At 77.7% G+C, this 14,277-nt stretch carries 15 protein-coding genes; 7 read left to right on the top strand and 8 right to left on the bottom strand.

Annotated elements, in window-relative coordinates; genetic code table 11:
• The first annotated feature begins 61 nt into the window (after positions 1–61).
• Together ANAEK_RS15310 and ANAEK_RS15305 are read left to right on the top strand one after the other, a co-directional pair.
• Complete coding sequence (locus ANAEK_RS15310) at positions 62–538, top strand: hypothetical protein (RefSeq protein ID WP_012527041.1); 477 nt, start codon at positions 62–64, stop codon at positions 536–538.
• Positions 539–747: 209 nt separating this feature from the next.
• Positions 748–2,964 (top strand): ATP-binding protein, encoded by a 2,217-nt coding sequence (locus ANAEK_RS15305; RefSeq protein ID WP_012527040.1) that lies wholly within the window; start codon positions 748–750, stop codon positions 2,962–2,964.
• Here ANAEK_RS15305 and ANAEK_RS15300 read toward each other — a convergent pair.
• The 4 genes from ANAEK_RS15300 to ANAEK_RS15285 form a co-directional block, all read right to left on the bottom strand.
• On the bottom strand, positions 2,961–4,421 hold the full coding sequence (locus ANAEK_RS15300; RefSeq protein WP_083779841.1) for a DEAD/DEAH box helicase: 1,461 nt from the start codon (positions 4,419–4,421) through the stop codon (positions 2,961–2,963). The genes ANAEK_RS15305 and ANAEK_RS15300 overlap by 4 nt on opposite strands.
• Before the next feature lie 31 nt (positions 4,422–4,452).
• Positions 4,453–5,547 (bottom strand): 3-deoxy-7-phosphoheptulonate synthase AroG, encoded by a 1,095-nt coding sequence (gene aroG / locus ANAEK_RS15295; RefSeq protein WP_012527038.1) that lies wholly within the window; start codon positions 5,545–5,547, stop codon positions 4,453–4,455.
• Positions 5,548–5,680: 133 nt separating this feature from the next.
• Positions 5,681–6,322 (bottom strand): hypothetical protein, encoded by a 642-nt coding sequence (locus tag ANAEK_RS15290; protein WP_012527037.1) that lies wholly within the window; start codon positions 6,320–6,322, stop codon positions 5,681–5,683.
• An 82-nt stretch (positions 6,323–6,404) separates the two neighbouring features.
• A complete protein-coding gene (locus ANAEK_RS15285; protein WP_012527036.1) occupies positions 6,405–7,481 on the bottom strand; it encodes a hotdog domain-containing protein in 1,077 nt (358 codons plus the stop codon).
• 115 nt (positions 7,482–7,596) lie between these two features.
• On the opposite strand from ANAEK_RS15285, the gene ANAEK_RS15280 reads away from it, so the two are divergent.
• Positions 7,597–8,730 carry a DNA topoisomerase IB gene (locus ANAEK_RS15280; protein ID WP_012527035.1) on the top strand — a complete coding sequence of 378 codons (1,134 nt, stop codon included), beginning with the start codon at positions 7,597–7,599 and terminating at the stop codon, positions 8,728–8,730.
• A 15-nt stretch (positions 8,731–8,745) separates the two neighbouring features.
• Here the strand turns inward: ANAEK_RS15280 and ANAEK_RS15275 are convergent, their stop codons facing one another.
• Together ANAEK_RS15275 and ANAEK_RS15270 are read right to left on the bottom strand one after the other, a co-directional pair.
• Positions 8,746–9,648 carry a glycoside hydrolase family 16 protein gene (locus ANAEK_RS15275; protein WP_012527034.1) on the bottom strand — a complete coding sequence of 301 codons (903 nt, stop codon included), beginning with the start codon at positions 9,646–9,648 and terminating at the stop codon, positions 8,746–8,748.
• On the bottom strand, positions 9,636–10,412 hold the full coding sequence (locus ANAEK_RS15270; RefSeq protein ID WP_012527033.1) for a hypothetical protein: 777 nt from the start codon (positions 10,410–10,412) through the stop codon (positions 9,636–9,638). The genes ANAEK_RS15275 and ANAEK_RS15270 overlap by 13 nt, the downstream gene beginning before the upstream one ends.
• A 260-nt stretch (positions 10,413–10,672) precedes the next feature.
• Here ANAEK_RS15270 and ANAEK_RS15265 point away from each other — a divergent pair, with 260 nt between their 5' ends.
• Positions 10,673–11,299, top strand: coding sequence for a hypothetical protein (locus ANAEK_RS15265; protein ID WP_012527032.1), 627 nt, complete (start codon positions 10,673–10,675; stop codon positions 11,297–11,299).
• Between the two features lie 10 nt (positions 11,300–11,309).
• Here ANAEK_RS15265 and ANAEK_RS15260 read toward each other — a convergent pair whose 3' ends face one another.
• Positions 11,310–11,627: a hypothetical protein gene (locus ANAEK_RS15260; RefSeq protein WP_012527031.1), complete on the bottom strand. Its 318-nt coding sequence runs from the start codon at positions 11,625–11,627 to the stop codon at positions 11,310–11,312.
• A 353-nt stretch (positions 11,628–11,980) separates the two neighbouring features.
• On the opposite strand from ANAEK_RS15260, the gene ANAEK_RS15255 reads away from it, so the two are divergent.
• Positions 11,981–13,042, top strand: a complete 1,062-nt coding sequence (locus tag ANAEK_RS15255) for a hypothetical protein (protein WP_012527030.1) — start codon at positions 11,981–11,983, stop codon at positions 13,040–13,042.
• Between the two features lie 134 nt (positions 13,043–13,176).
• The gene (locus ANAEK_RS15250) at positions 13,177–13,725 is read left to right on the top strand and encodes an SRPBCC family protein (RefSeq protein ID WP_012527029.1); all 549 of its coding nucleotides are present in this window, start codon (positions 13,177–13,179) and stop codon (positions 13,723–13,725) included.
• Positions 13,726–13,738: 13 nt separating this feature from the next.
• On the opposite strand, the gene ANAEK_RS23545 is transcribed toward ANAEK_RS15250, so the two are convergent.
• Positions 13,739–13,870, bottom strand: a complete 132-nt coding sequence (locus tag ANAEK_RS23545; protein ID WP_255344360.1) for a hypothetical protein — start codon at positions 13,868–13,870, stop codon at positions 13,739–13,741.
• Positions 13,871–13,938: 68 nt separating this feature from the next.
• Between ANAEK_RS23545 and ANAEK_RS15245 the strand changes: the two genes are divergently transcribed.
• On the top strand, positions 13,939–14,202 hold the full coding sequence (locus ANAEK_RS15245) for an ATP-binding protein (RefSeq protein ID WP_012527028.1): 264 nt from the start codon (positions 13,939–13,941) through the stop codon (positions 14,200–14,202).
• Positions 14,203–14,277: the final 75 nt, after the last annotated feature.

Here is a 14,277-nt window from a genome sequence, read left to right as displayed (position 1 = left end):
TTCGCGAAGGGCGGCGCGGGAGTAGATTCCGCCCCCGCACCCGAAGGAGAACGCTCGCACGATGTCCAGCTCGCTCGTACGCACCCCCACCGTCCTCGCCGTCCTCTTCACGCTCGCCGCCTGCGCCCGCGGATCCGCCGGCGGCTCCCTCGAAGCCAAGCTGCCGGTCTCCCCCGGCGCCCCGTGGGACGACGCCCGCGGCCAGCTCGAGAAGCTCGATCCCAACGCCCGCCTGATGGAGGGCCTGGGCGGCCGCACCGCGGTCGCCCACACCCAGCTCGAGATCGCCGGCTACCGCTTCGAGGAGCTGTCGATCGCGGGCGCGGTGGCGCGTCCCAGCGTCCGCACGGTCACCCTGACCGCCCCGTCGCCCGCGGCCGGCTGCGACCGCGCCCGGGACGACCTGCTGAAGGCGCTCGGGTCCGACTGGACCGCGGGCGACCTGCGGCTCGGCGCGGTCACCGCGACCAAGGGCACCACGCGCTCCGCCCGGATCGTCTGCACCGGGGCCGAGCTGTCCGTGTCCATCGTCGGCTGAGCCCGCCGGCCCGGCGCACGCCACCCGGACGCTCCGCTCGCCCCCGCGGCGAGGGTGGGGCGTGCGCGCGCCGGAGTTGACGATCGGTGAAGCCCCGCCTGAGCGTGGGAGGCGGGGGCCCGGCGCCCTATCGGTCACGGGTGCGGTCTCTTCGCCCCAGGGCGCTCCGGCGCCGCCCTGCCCGGGTCATCCGCTTCAGGTGGCGCCTCGTGGGTCTCACCGCCGGCGCGCTGCTGCCGGTGGCGCTGTTCTCCGCCGCGATGCTGAGCCGGCTCGCGGCGGGCGAGCGCGAGGCCAACCGGCAGCGCCTGGTCGCCGACGCGCGCACGCTGGCCGAGGGCGTGGACCGCGAGACCACCGCCACCTTCCGGGCGCTGCAGGCGCTCGGCGGGTCCGAACGCCTGGAGCGCGGCGACCTGGACGGCTTCCGCGAGGACGCGGTGCGCGTGCTCCGGACGCAGCCCACCTGGCACGCGGTGGTCCTGGCGAGGCCGGACGGGCTGCGGCTGCTCGACACGCGGAGGACCTCGGTCCCGGCCACGTCGCCGCCGCGCGACCCTCGCAGCCTGGCGGAGGCGGTCGGGACCGGCGAGCCGGTGCTGGGGGACGTCTTCACCGGCCCCGACGGCGCGCTCCTGGTCGCCGCGCGGCTCCCGCTGATGCACCGGGGACGGGTGCGGCACGTGCTGAGCGCGCTCATCCCGGCGGAGGCGCTGCGCGATCTGGTGCGGGTGCCCGGGACCGGCGAGAACCCCTGGATCCGCACGCTGGTGGACCGGTCCGGCACGGTGGTGGCGCGGAGCCGGTCGCCGGAGCGCTTCGTGGGACAGCCCGCGTCGCCGCGCTTCCTGGAGGCCGCCCGCGCGGGCGGCGAGGGCGTGTACCGCGACACCGACCTCGACGGCGGACGCTCGTACGTCGCGTTCGGCCACTCGGCCCGCGCCGGCTGGACCGCGGCGGTGGTGGCGCCGGTGGACATGCTGGACGGCGCCACCCGGCGCTCGGTGCTCACCATCGCGGCGCTGGGCGCGGCGGTGCTGCTCGTGAGCGCGGGCGGCGCGTTCCTGGCGGCGGGCCGGTTCAACCGCGCCATCGCCTCCGCGGCCGCGTCCGCCGAGGCGCTCGCCCGCGGCGCCCGCCCGCAGGTCGAGGCGGAGGGCATCGCGGAGGTGGCGCGGCTGGGCGAGGCGCTCGAGCGCTCCGCAGACCTGCTCGCCGCGCGCGAGCGGGAGCGCGACCAGCACCTCGCGGTCGCCGAGGCCGCCCGCGCCGAGGCCGAGGCGGCCAGCCGGACCAAGGACGAGTTCCTGGCCATGCTCGGCCACGAGCTGCGCAACCCGCTGTCACCGATCGTGACCGCGCTGGAGCTGCAGGAGCTCGGCGGGAGCGGCGGCACGCGCGAGCACGCGGTCATCCGCCGGCAGGTGGATCACCTGGTGCGGCTGGTGGACGACCTGCTCGACGTCTCGCGGATCACCCGCGGCAAGGTCGAGCTGCAGCCGGAGCGCATCGAGGTCCGGTCGTTCGTCGCGCGCGCGGTGGAGATGGCGACCCCCCTCGTCGAGGAGCGCTCGCACCGGCTCACGGTGGACGTGCCGGAGGGCCTCGCCGTGGTCGGCGACCCGCACCGGCTCGCGCAGGTGGTCGCGAACCTGCTCACCAACGCGGCCCGGTACACGCCGCCCCGCGGCCACATCGAGGTCCGGGCGGCGCTGCGGGGCGCCGAGGTGGAGCTGGCGGTCCGGGACGACGGCCGCGGGCTCGCGCCCGAGCTCCGCTCCCGCATCTTCGAGCCGTTCGTGCAGGCGCCGCAGGGCCAGGACCGCCCGCAGGGCGGGCTCGGCATCGGCCTCGCGCTGGTGCGGAGCCTGGTGGAGCTGCACGGCGGCCGGGTGGAGGCGTGCAGCGACGGCCCGGGCAAGGGGAGCACGTTCGTGGTGGAGCTGCCCGCCGCCCCGCGGGCCCCGGCGGCCTCGCCCCCGGCGCCCCGCCCCGCCGCCGCGGCCGCCGCCGCCGCCGCCGCCGCGCCCCTGCGCATCCTGGTGGTGGACGACAACGAGGACGCGGCGGAGCTGCTCGCCGACGTGCTGGCGCACGCCGGGCACGAGGTGCGGGTGGCGGGCGACGGCGGGCGCGGGCTCGAGCTGGCCGCGCGCTTCCGGCCCGACGTCGCCATCCTCGACATCGGGCTTCCGGTGCTCGACGGCTACGAGCTGGCGATCCAGCTCCGGCGGCGCCTGGGTGAGGCGGCCCCGGTGGTGATCGGCGTCAGCGGCTACGGTCAGCCGAACGACCGCGCGCGCAGCGCCGCCGCCGGGTTCCGGCACCACTTCGTCAAGCCGGCCGACCTGGAGGCGCTGCTCGCCGCGGTGGCGGCGGCGGGGCGGGAGCGCGGGCGCGCGCCGGCGATGGAGGAGCGCGCCTAGCGGCGCTTCTTCGGGCCCCACGAGCCGACGCGGCGCGGCTTCGAGCCCGCGCCGGCGGCGGCGGGCGCGCTCCGCCGCGGGGCGGACGCCGCGGGCTGCGCGCGCGGTGCCCGCTCGCCCGCGGTGGCGGCGCCCTCCGCGCCCTTGCCGCCCGCCAGCCGGTCGCGGTGCGCGGCGGCGCGGCGGCGGTTGCGGTTCATGCCGGCCGGCCGCGCGCCCGGGCCCGGGTTCGCCTGCGCCGCATCGGCGCGCTGGAGCTCCGCCTGGAACGTGGCGTGCTCGCGCGGCACCTCGGCGCGCGGGATGGGGGCGCGGGTGAGGCGCTCGATGTCGCGGAGGAGGTCCAGCTCCTCCGGCGAGGCGAACGCGGAGGCGCGGCCGCTCGCGGCCATGCGCGCGGTCCGCCCGACCCGGTGCACGTAGTCCTCCGGGACGTGCGGCAGGTCGAAGTTCACGACGTGGCCGATCTCCGCCACGTCGATGCCGCGCGCCGCGATGTCGGTGGCGACGAGCACGCGGTACTGGCCGTCGCGGAAGCCTTCCAGCGCCATCCGGCGCTGCGCCTGCGAGCGGTCCGCGTGGATGCGCGCCACCTTGTGCCCGGCCCGCTGCAGCGCCTTCGCCACCTTGTCGGCGCGCCGCTTGGTGCGGGTGAACACCAGCGTGGACAGGTCGTCCTCCTCCAGCAGCGCCAGCAGGAGCGGCAGCTTCTCCCGCTGCTCGGGCAGGAACACCCGCTGCTCGGCGCGCTCGGCGAGCGTGCCGCTCCGCGCCACCTCGACCCGCACCGGATCGCGCAGGTGCGCGCGCGCGAAGTCGGCCACCTCGCCGGCCATGGTCGCCGAGAACAGCAGCGTCTGGCGGACCTTGGGGACGCGGGCGAGGATCCGCTTCAGCTGGGGCGCGAAGCCCATGTCCAGCATCCGGTCGGCCTCGTCGAGCACCAGGACCTCCAGGCCGTCCAGGCGCGCGGTGCCCTGCTGCAGGTGGTCCACCAGGCGCCCCGGCGTGGCCACGATCACCTCGTGGTCGCGGAGCGCGGCGCTCTGCGCGCCCATGCCCACGCCGCCGATCACCAGCGCGCCGCGGACGTGGCGCCCGCGGCCGAACCGCTCCAGCTCGCCGGCGATCTGGACCGCCAGCTCGCGCGTCGGCGCGAGCACCAGCGCGCGCGGTCCGGGCTTGCCGTGCGCGGCCGCCGGGCGATCCTTCGGCGCCCCCCCGGCCAGCCGCTCGATGATGGGGAGCAGGAACGCGGCGGTCTTGCCGGTGCCGGTCGCGGCGGCGCCGATCACGTCGCGGCCGCCCAGCGCGGGCGGGATGGCCTGCGCCTGGATGGGCGTGGGGTGCTCGAAGCCGGCGCGCTCCAGCGCCTGGAGCGTCTTCTCGGAGAGGTTCAGGTCTGCAAAGGTCGGGCTCAAGCGCGGCACCATAGCCTTTCGGCCGGCGCCGCGCATGGAGGATCGCGCGCCTCCGCCGCGCGGGGGATCAGGCGGGCGCGACCTCGGCGCCGCCGTTGAAGCCCGCCTCCTTCACCCGGCGCTCGCGCACCGCGGCCGCGAGGCCGTCCAGCACGCCCACCGTGTCCTCCCAGCCCAGGCAGCCGTCGGTGACGCTCTGCCCGTACGTGAGCGGCTTGCCGACCTTCAGGTCCTGCCGCCCCGCCACGAGGTGGCTCTCGATCATGACGCCCACCACGCGGACCTCCCCGCCGGCCACCTGCGCCGCCACGTTCGCGCAGACCGGGACCTGGTTCTCCGGCTTCTTCTGGCTGTTCGCGTGGCTCGCGTCGATCATGAGCCGCTGCGCCAGGCCGGCCTTGCCGATCTCCCGGCAGGCGGCGTCCACGCTGGCGGCGTCGTAGTTCGGGGTGCGGCCGCCGCGCAGGATGATGTGGCAGTCCTCGTTCCCGTTCGTGGAGACGATGGCCGAGTGGCCGCCCTTCGTCACCGACAGGAAGTGGTGCGGCTGCTGCGCCGCCTTGATGGCGTCGATCGCGATGGCGACGTTGCCGTCGGTGCCGTTCTTGAAGCCGACCGGGCAGGAGAGGCCGGAGGCGAGCTCGCGGTGCACCTGGCTCTCGGTGGTGCGCGCGCCGATCGCGCCCCAGGACACCAGGTCGGCGATGTACTGCGGGGTGATCATGTCGAGGTACTCGCAGCCGGCCGGCACGCCGATCTCGGCCACGTCCAGCAGGAGCTCGCGCGCGACGCGCAGGCCGAGGTTGATGTCGTAGGTCTTGTCGAGGCCGGGGTCGTTGATGAGCCCCTTCCACCCCACGGTGGTGCGCGGCTTCTCGAAGTAGACGCGCATCACGACCTCGAGGTCCTCCGCGTGGCGCACGCGCTCGTCCAGGAGCCGCGCGGCGTACTCCTTCGCCGCCTTCGTGTCGTGGATCGAGCAGGGGCCCACCACCACGACCAGGCGATCGTCCATCCCGTGGAGGATCCGGTGGATGGCCTGGCGCGCGCCGTGGACGACGGCCGACGCCTTCTCGGTGCAGGGGAACTCGCGGATCAGGTGCGACGGCGGGGCGAGCTCCTTGATCCCGCGGATGCGGAGGTCGTCCGTTCTGTAGGGCATGCGTTCCTCGGTGGCCGGAACGCACATCCTAGCGCAGCCCGGGCGGGTGTGCCGCCCGGGCTGCGCCCGCCCGTCCGCGCGGCGTCAGCCACGCCCGCGGGCACCTCCGCGCCCATGGGCGCGGAGCGCTCCGTCAGAAGTCGATCCCGACGCGACCGGTCGCGCCGAACGTCACGCCGCCGAGCTCGTACTCGGCGCTCGTGTCCGGGCCGCCCTCGGACGGGCGGACGGTCACCGGGACGTTCTTGCTCGTCACGTCCCACCGCGCGAAGCCCCAGACGCCGATGAGGAACCCGAGGCCGCCGCCCAGCTCGGCGCGGTACGCGATGCCCGGGCGCACGCCCACGTAGGCGAGCCACTCGGCGTTGGACCCGCGGGTGATCACCGCCGGATCCTTCAGGAAGTCGCCGTACCGCCGGCCGCCGGCCTCGCCGAGCGCCTCCAGGCGGATCGCGCCGACGTCGAAGCCGAGGCCGGCCAGCCCGCCGACCGCGGTGATGCTGGGCCCGTCCTTCTTCCAGGTCCGGTCCGCCACCGCGCCCAGCTCGAGGACGCCGAGCTTGAGCGTGGCGAGCCCGCCCACGATCTGGGCGGAGTTCTTGAGGCGCGCCGTGTCGGACAGCGCGGCGTCGAGGCCGTGCTTCAGGCTGGTGGCGTCGGCGCGCTCGACGCCGTAGTGGAGCTCGAGCGAGAAGAACGCCCGGGCGGGCGCCGGGGCGGCGAGCAGGGCGGCGGCTGCCGCGAAGGGTGCGAACGCTGCGAGGGTGCGGTGCATGTAAGTTCCTCCCGGACGACGGTGCGCCCCGGCCGGCGCGCGCGCCAGCCCCCGTCCTGCCCGGGGACGGCGGCGCGCCCGCTCAGTCCCGCTGCGCGCCGGCCAGGTAGGAGAGCAGCCAGCCCTTCGCGCTGCGCTCCTCCAGGCCGCGCAGGTCGCGCCGCGCAGCCAGGTAGCGTGCGTCCTCGGCGTAGTCGGACGGGTGCAGCGTGGGCACCGGGACCGGCCGCAGGTCGCGGTCGATGTTCACGAACGTGAAGCGGCAGGAGTTGGAGAGCGCGCGGGCGCTGCGGTCGCGGCTGATCCGCTCGATGCCGGTCTCGATGCAGACCATGGCGCCGTCGGTGTAGACCACGCGGCTGGTGAGGTGGAGCTTGTCGCCGATCTGGACCGGGTGGAAGAAGTTCACCCGGTTCACGGCCGCCATCACCGGGCGGTCGAGCGCCACGCGCTCGGCGCAGATCGACGCCAGCTCGTACGCGCGGCGCATGATGTAGCCGCCGAAGATCACCGCCGAGAGGTTCTCCTGCTCGGGGTAGGTGCGCTCCCAGGTCTCGGTGACCACGTCGCGTGCCCGGACGCCGGCGAAGCCGGGCTCCTCCTGCTCGCGGTGCAGCGCGGACAGCAGCAGGAACTCGTCGCGCGAGGGCGGCTCCACCAGGCTGTCCTGCTCGCGGCGGTACGCGGCCCGGCGTGCGGCGGCGCGGGCGGCGCGCACCCGCTCGACGTCGTCGCCGAGCTCGAGCGGCGGGACCGCGACGCTGCGGGCGCCCGGGCCGTCGCCGTCGCGCGCCACCATGGTGAAGTAGCACGAGGCGAGGTGGGCCCGGTCCGGCGCGGACTCCACCCGGATCCCGACCTCCATGGAGGACCGGCCCACGTGGTTGATGCGGGCCAGGCAGCGCACGTCGCGCGTCACGTCCGCCACGCGCCGGACCACGATCTCGTCCAGCGCGGCGGTCACCACCCTCGCGCCGGGCTGGAAGCGCTGGGCGTACGCCATGGCGGTGTCGGCGGCCAGCCGGTCGAGCACCTCCAGCAGCACGCCGAAGCGGAAGTTCCCGGGGATGGGATCCTTCAGCACCATGAAGCGGCGCCGCAGCGCGGGGTCGCTGGAGAGGGGGAGGACGTGCTCGCAGGTGGTGTCGGTGGGGCGCATGGGGCTCCGGGCCCGGGCGCAGCGTCCGGGCTCCTCGATCCGGATACCCCAGGGCGCCGGGAGCGTCCAGCGCCGGGCGTGCCGCGTGGGCCTGAGGTGCGCATCAGTGGAGGGGATGCGCGCCATCGAGAGGCTCCAGGAGATCGGGCTGCGCCGCGCCGGCACGCCGCGCACCGGGTTCCGCTGGGTCCGCCCGGACGGCCGCCCGGCGGCCGCGGAGGACGCCGAGCGCGCGCGGCGGCTCGCGCTGCCGCCGGCGTGGACGGACGTGCGCGTCAGCCCGGTGGCCGGCGCCAAGCTGCAGGCCATCGGCCGGGATCGCGCCGGGCGCTGGCAGTACCGCTATCACCCGGAGTTCATGCGCCGCCGCTCCGGGGCGAAGTACCGGCGGCTGCTCCGCTTCGCCGCCGCGCTCCCGCGGATCCGCGCGCGCGTGACCCGCGACCTGCGCCGCCGCGGCCTGGGGCGGGAGCGGGTGCTCGCGGCCATGGTGCGGATCCTCGCCACCTGCCCGATGCGGCCGGGCAGCGAGGCGTACGCGCGCGAGCACGGGAGCTACGGGCTCACCACGGTCCGGCCCCGGCACGTGCGCGTGCAGGGCGACCGGCTCGTGTTCGACTACCGGGGCAAGTCCGGCAAGCGGCAGGTGCGCGAGCTGGAGGACGCGCCGGTGGCGCGGCTGGTGCGCACGCTGCTGCGAGTGCCGGGGCGCGACGTGTTCAAGTTCGAGGAGGAGGGCGAGGTGGTGGACGTGCGGCGCCGCCACCTGAACGCGTACCTGCGCGAGGCGGCGGGGGCGCCGTTCACCGCGAAGGACTTCCGGACCTGGGCCGGCACGGTGCTCTGCGCGAGCGAGCTGGCGCGGCGGGAGCGGGAGATCGTCCCGGGCCGGACCAGCCGCCGGCAGCTCGAGGTCGCCGCGGTGAAGGCGGTCGCGGGCAGGCTCGGCAACACGCCGTCGGTGGCGCGCGCCTCGTACGTGAGCCCGGCCGTGCTGCAGGCGTTCGGGCAGGGCAGGGTGATCGGCTGCTGCTACACGCCCGACGAGGTCGGCGTGGCCGTGACGCGCGGGTTGCACCGCGTCGAGGCGGCGCTGGTCCGCCTCCTGCGCGAGGCGGCGCCGGCCCCGAGGGCCGGGGCGGCGCCGGCGTCCCGCGGCGGGGGCGCGCCCGTCGCCCGCCCGGCCGGGAGGCACGGCTTCGGCGCGCGGGATCGGATCCGCGCGGCGGCGCGGGCGCCGGCCCCGTGAGCCGAGGGCGCGCGGTCAGGGCGCGGGCTGCCACGCGCGCACCCAGTCCACCTCCATGAAGTCGTCGCTCGTCGCCGCGGGCCCGTAGCCGCCCGCCGGGATCGTCCCGGCCCAGCTCCGCTGCTTCACCTCGCAGGTGAGGTAGATGGGCTGCGACCGGTGCGACACCGCCGCCGAGGTGCTCCAGAGCGGCTGCTGGTCCACGTAGAACGTGTAGCCCGCGGGCGTCCACAGGACCGAGAACGTGCGCCACGCGCCCCACACCGGCCCGCCGTCGGGCGGCGGCTGGGTCCGGTGCACCTTCTTCCAGTCGGCGCCGAAGCCGTCCCAGTTGATGCCCGACATCACCAGGTCGCGCACGTTCCAGCCGCCGCCGTCCACCACCCGGTGCTCCACGACGTCGATCTCCACGCCGGCGGTGCCGGGGTCGCCGATGGGCTGGCCGTAGGTCTGCGGGTAGAGCCAGAACGCGCACCAGGTGCCGGGCACCTCGTGGAAGCGGATGCGCGCCTCCAGGTAGCCGTAGGTCAGCTCGAACAGGCCGACGGTCTCGAGGTATCCGGTGTGGTGGACGCCGGCCTCGTCGGTGAAGGTCGTGATCCGAAGCAGGCCATCCTGCACGGTGACCGCCGCCGGGTCGTTGAGCGCGTCGCGCCAGTGGCGGGCCTCCACGTTCCAGCGCGCCGGGTCCACCGCCGTCCCGTCGAACTCGTCGTGCCACGCGAGCGCGTAGCCGGGGAGCGGCGCCTCCGGCGCCACGCCGGCGGGCGGCGGCGGCGCCGGGATGGGGGCGTCCGGCGGCGTCCACCCGGGCACCGGCGCGGTGGGGGCGGCGGGCGGCTCGCCCGGCGAGAGCAGGCCGCACCCGCACAGCACGGCGAGCGCGGCGGCGATCGCGGGCCGGATCAGCGGGTCCACACCGCCCCCGCCATGAGCGCCCCGCGCCCCTGCCGATCCTTCACGCCGGGCGTGCGCAACCGGTCGAGCGCGAGCTCGTCACGGTACGTGACGAACAGCGCGCCCGCCCGGCCGCTCCACCGGCCCAGCGACCAGCCGAGCCGCCACGCCGGCGCCGGCGCCGCGTCCCGGGCGCGGTCGAGCACCCCGGGCACCGTCCGGCCGAAGGCGCCCATCACGTACCAGCTCCCCCACAGCGTGAGCGCCGCGCGGGCGCCGGCGTACGGACCGCCGTCGAACGGCACGGTGGCGTAGACGGCGGGGGCGACGCAGAGCGGGCCCAGGCACCCCGCCGGAAGCTTGTACCCGGCGCTGGCCTCGGCGTGACGGAGCGTGAACCGTTCGCCGGGCCGCACCGGGCCCCAGTCGTGCACGTGCACGAACGCGGTCCCGGGCCGGGCGGACTCGAGCCCGGCGCCCCACAGCAGGCGCACGCCGCCGTCCTGGGACCACGGGGTGAGCTCTCCCCCGGCCCGGAGGAACACCGCGCGCCAGGGCGCGACCGTGAGCACCGCCCCCGTGGACTGGCCGTCGCGCCCGCGGTAGCCCATGAACGCGGCGCCCGCCAGGCGCGCGCCGTCCGCGGGGAGCGGCGCCACCACCGGCCCGCCGAACGCGCCGGTGACGGCGCCGGCCGCCCCGCCGTCGGCCGCCCCCGCGCGCGGCGTCACGCCCGCGAGCGCGGCGGCCGCCGCGAGGCCGAGCGCCATCCGCCCTGCGTGCACCCCTGGCCTCCCCTCCGGGCGCGCCTCCTCGCGCGCCCGCCCTCCGAAGCTTCGTGCCTGCGCGTGCCGCCGGCACCTCCCCCGCACAGCGAGCGGATCCGCATGGCAGGCGGCGGGCGCCCGCTCCGCAGCCGGACGGGCGGGCGCCGGCGGGGGACGAGGGCGGGCGATCGCGCGGGCAGGTGGCGCGTCGCCGGCGCCGGCCCCAACGTCCAGGCAGGCGCGGCACACGCGGAGGCCGTGCCCCGGAGCGCACCGCCATGATGGCCGCAGCCCTCGTCGCCCTGCTGCTCGCCGCCGAGCCCGCGCCCGCGGTGCCCGCGCCGCCTCCGCAGGTGGAGCGGGCGGCGCCGGAGCGCGTCGCGCCGGCGGGCCTGATCGTCGAGCTGCACAGCGACTTCGGCCTGCGCCGGTTCATCGCGCTCGAGTACACGAGCGGCCGGCGCTTCGGCCTGGCGCTCCAGGACGGGATCTCCGCCGCGGTCGGCGCGAGCGTGCTCCGCCTCGCCGGCGGCCGGCTCTCCACGCGCGTGACCGCCGGGTTCAAGCTCCAGCTCGTCCGGGCGTCGAACGGCTCCGCCACGTTCACGGCCTTCCCGGTGGAGCTGGCCGAGAGCCTGGAGCTCGGCCCGCTGCGGCTCGGCGCGGGCGCCTCGGTGCTGCTCGCGCCGACGCTGCGCGGCCGCGGCTTCCTGGAGGGCGCCCGGATCGACTTCGATCCCGCGCCCGGCGCGGTGCTCGACGCCGAGTGGCTGGTGTCGCGACGCTCGCGGACCGGCATCGGCCTGCGCGCGAGCTGGCACCACTACCAGGGCGGCGGCGTGCGCCGGGGCGCGCCGGCCATCGGGCTGGTGGTGCGGTCCGAGCTGGGGACGGGAGGCCGCTGAGCGCGCGCGATCAGCCGGCGCGCTGCACGGTCTTCCAGGGCGCGGCGTGGCCGTTCTCGTCCACGCGCACGCGCTCGTGTCCGGGCCCGCGCCAGACGCTGCCCGCGATCACGCGCGCCGGGACCCAGGGGTAGCGCTGGCGGCTCTCGGCGGAGACGAACACCACCGGCGAGACCGGCGGCGCATCCGGGATGGCCGCGGGCGTGCCCTCGTCGGTGAGGGGGATGTGCGGGTGCGGGGAGCGGGGGCCGTGCGCCATCCGGCGGCCGCCGCCGCCCTTGCGGCGGCGCCGGCCGTTGGCGCGGTTGTCGTGGCGGGAGGTGTCCAACGGTGCTCCTGTCTCGGATTCGCCGGCGCCGTCGTGGGCGCGGCTGCTCGGAAGATGCGTCCGGTGCTGGCCGGCGCTCGCGCCGGGGGTCGCGGCTGCCGCGCCGCGGATCGGGTCCAGGATCGCTTGCAGGCGATCGGCCGCTCCGCGGACCTCGCGCGCGGCCTCGGGCCCGGGGCGCCCGCGCGAGGCGGTCTACCCTGGGCGGAGGCATTACTAGCGGCCGCGCGCGGCCCGGTCAAGCCGCGGCGCGCCCCGCGTGCGTCGCGCCGGCGGGGGCTGTGGTCGCCCGACGCACGCCGGATCCGCAACGTTCCTGGCGGCCCGCCGGTGGGCGGGAGGGGGAGGGGGCGATGAGGAACGTGATCCTGGTGCTGGGGGCGCTCGCGTCCGCGTGCACGACCACGCGGGTGCTGCAGCGCGACGGGTGCTTCGTCCGGCGCACCGAGCGCGCGGGCAGCGCGAGGGAGGAGATCGGGCCGTGCGCGCGCCCGCCGCCGCAGTGGTCGTCGGACCGCGCCACGCGCCTCGCGCAGGAGTGCATGGCGTCGGAGGAGAGCCGCTGGATGAGCCGCGCGGTGGTCGCGTGGGGACGCGGGGAGCCGCTGCCGGCCCGGGCCACCGAGGCCGAGCTGATGCGCTCGTGCGTGCTCGAGCCGGCGCGGCTGGCCGACCAGAGCGAGGCCGCGAAGGCGCGCGCCGAGGCCGAGCGCGACCGGGCCAGGCTGGAGCGGGAGGCGGCCGAGGCGGCGCTGCGCGGCGAGTCGGCCGCGCTGAAGGCGCGCCTCGACACGCAGGGCGAGGCGATGCGGGAGCGGCTCGCCGAGCTCGCCGCCGACCGCGACGCGCTCCGCGCGCGCGCCGACGACGACCGCAAGCACATCAACGGCTCCGCCGACCGGCTCGCGACGTTCCTGGGCGACACGGCCACGCGCTCGGCCGAGTCGCTGGGCCAGGCGGCGCGGAGCGCGTCGGAGTCGCTCGGCGAGGCCGCGCGCAAGCCGGCCGCCCCGGCGCTGGCGTTCGCCGCCTCGACGAGCGACAGCGACGGCCGCGCCGGGAGCGAGCACCGGTCGAGCCGCGACGAGGCCGCCCCGCAGCCGCTCGCCCCGGCCGCGCTCCTCGGCCTGGGCGCGCCCGCCTGCACCGCCCCGCTCGCCGCCTGCGCCGCCCCGGCCGCCCCGGCCACATCGGCGGCCCCACCCCGGCGGGCGCCCGCAGCGCGGACGCCGGCGCGCCTCCCGCGCAAGCCGGTGCGCTCGTCGGCCAGCGCGTGCGAGACCTGCGCGCCCCCCGCCGACGCGGCCCACCCGCACCCGGGCTCCGGGGCCAGCGGCACCGTGGAGGCCGAGGCCGCCGCGGCGCCGGTCGCGGCGCCTGCGCCCGAGGGTCCCCGCCCGGCCGTCGCGCGCTGACCGGGCCCGCCCCGCGCCGCTGCGCGGTTCGGCCGCGCACCGGCGGGCGCGCGGGCGCGCCCGCCTCGGCTATCCTCCGGTACGGGGCCGGGTGCGGCCGGGTCGTCGCCGCCCGCCCCGCCGCGGAGGAGCCGATGGCGCTCCGGATCGACGAGCGGTACGAGGTCGGGGCGCCGGTCGCGGCCGCGTGGGACCTCCTCGTGGACCCGCGCCGGGTGGTGGCCTGCGTGCCCGGCGGCGCGCTCGACGCGGTGGTGGACGCGCGCACCTACGACGGCCACGTGCGGGTGCGCCTCGCCGGGATCACGTTCGCCTACCGCGGCCGCGTGCGGCTCGCGGAGGTGGACGTGCCGGGGCGGCGCGTGCGCATCGTGGGCGAGGCGCGCGCGCGCCTCGGCGACGGCACGGCGCGCCTGTCGCTGGAGAGCTGGCTGGTGCCGCGCCCCGGCGGGCGCACGGAGGTGGTGGCGGAGGCCTCGGTGAACGTGGGCGGCGCGCTGGTGGCGCTGGGGCGCGGCTTCCTCGAGGCGCTCGGGCACGAGGTGTTCCGCCTGTTCGCGGCGCGGGTGCGCGCGGCGCTGGAGGGCGAGGTCCCGCCGGCGGACGAGCCGCTGCGCGCGCTCCCGCTGCTGGCCGGCGCGGCGCGCGCGTGGCTCTCCGGCGACGGCGGGACGCGGCGCTGAGCGGCCCCGCGGGTCAGGGCGCTCCCGGAGCGGCGCCCATCGCCTCCGGGAACGCCGCTGCCAGCGCCAGCAGCGCCCGCCGCGAGGCGCAGCGCAGCCGGGCGCGCGCGCTCGCGAGGTGGAGGGAGACGGTGGCGCGGGTCACCGCGCGCAGCGCGCCGACCTGCGGCGTCCCGAGCTCGCCGAGCCGCGGGCGCGCCGGCCCGTGCGCGCATGCGAACCCTCGCGCCGACCGGGGTGCCGCCGCTCCGCCGGGCGCGGCTGGACCCCGCGGGCGTGGTGCGGCAGTCGGTGGAGCGCCTCGGGCACCGGCACCCGGGTCGCGTCGTCCGGCTCGAGCTCGGCCCCGACCTGCCCGAGGTCGAGGCGGACGCGGTGCTGCTGCGCCGCGCGCTCGACAACCTGCTCGATAACGCGCGCAAGTACTCGGCGCCGGCTTCGCCGATCCTCACGCTGACCATCCCGGGCGTTCGCTAGGGCGGCCGCGCCGTCGCGGCTCCGCAGAGCGCGTCCGGGCGCCACACAGCCCGGATGGGACGGCACGGATCGACG

This window comes from Anaeromyxobacter sp. K (assembly GCF_000020805.1).
Lineage (GTDB): Bacteria > Myxococcota > Myxococcia > Myxococcales > Anaeromyxobacteraceae > Anaeromyxobacter > Anaeromyxobacter dehalogenans.
The sequence above is the reverse complement of the archived record's forward strand: the minus strand, read 5'-3'. Positions and strand labels throughout refer to the sequence as shown.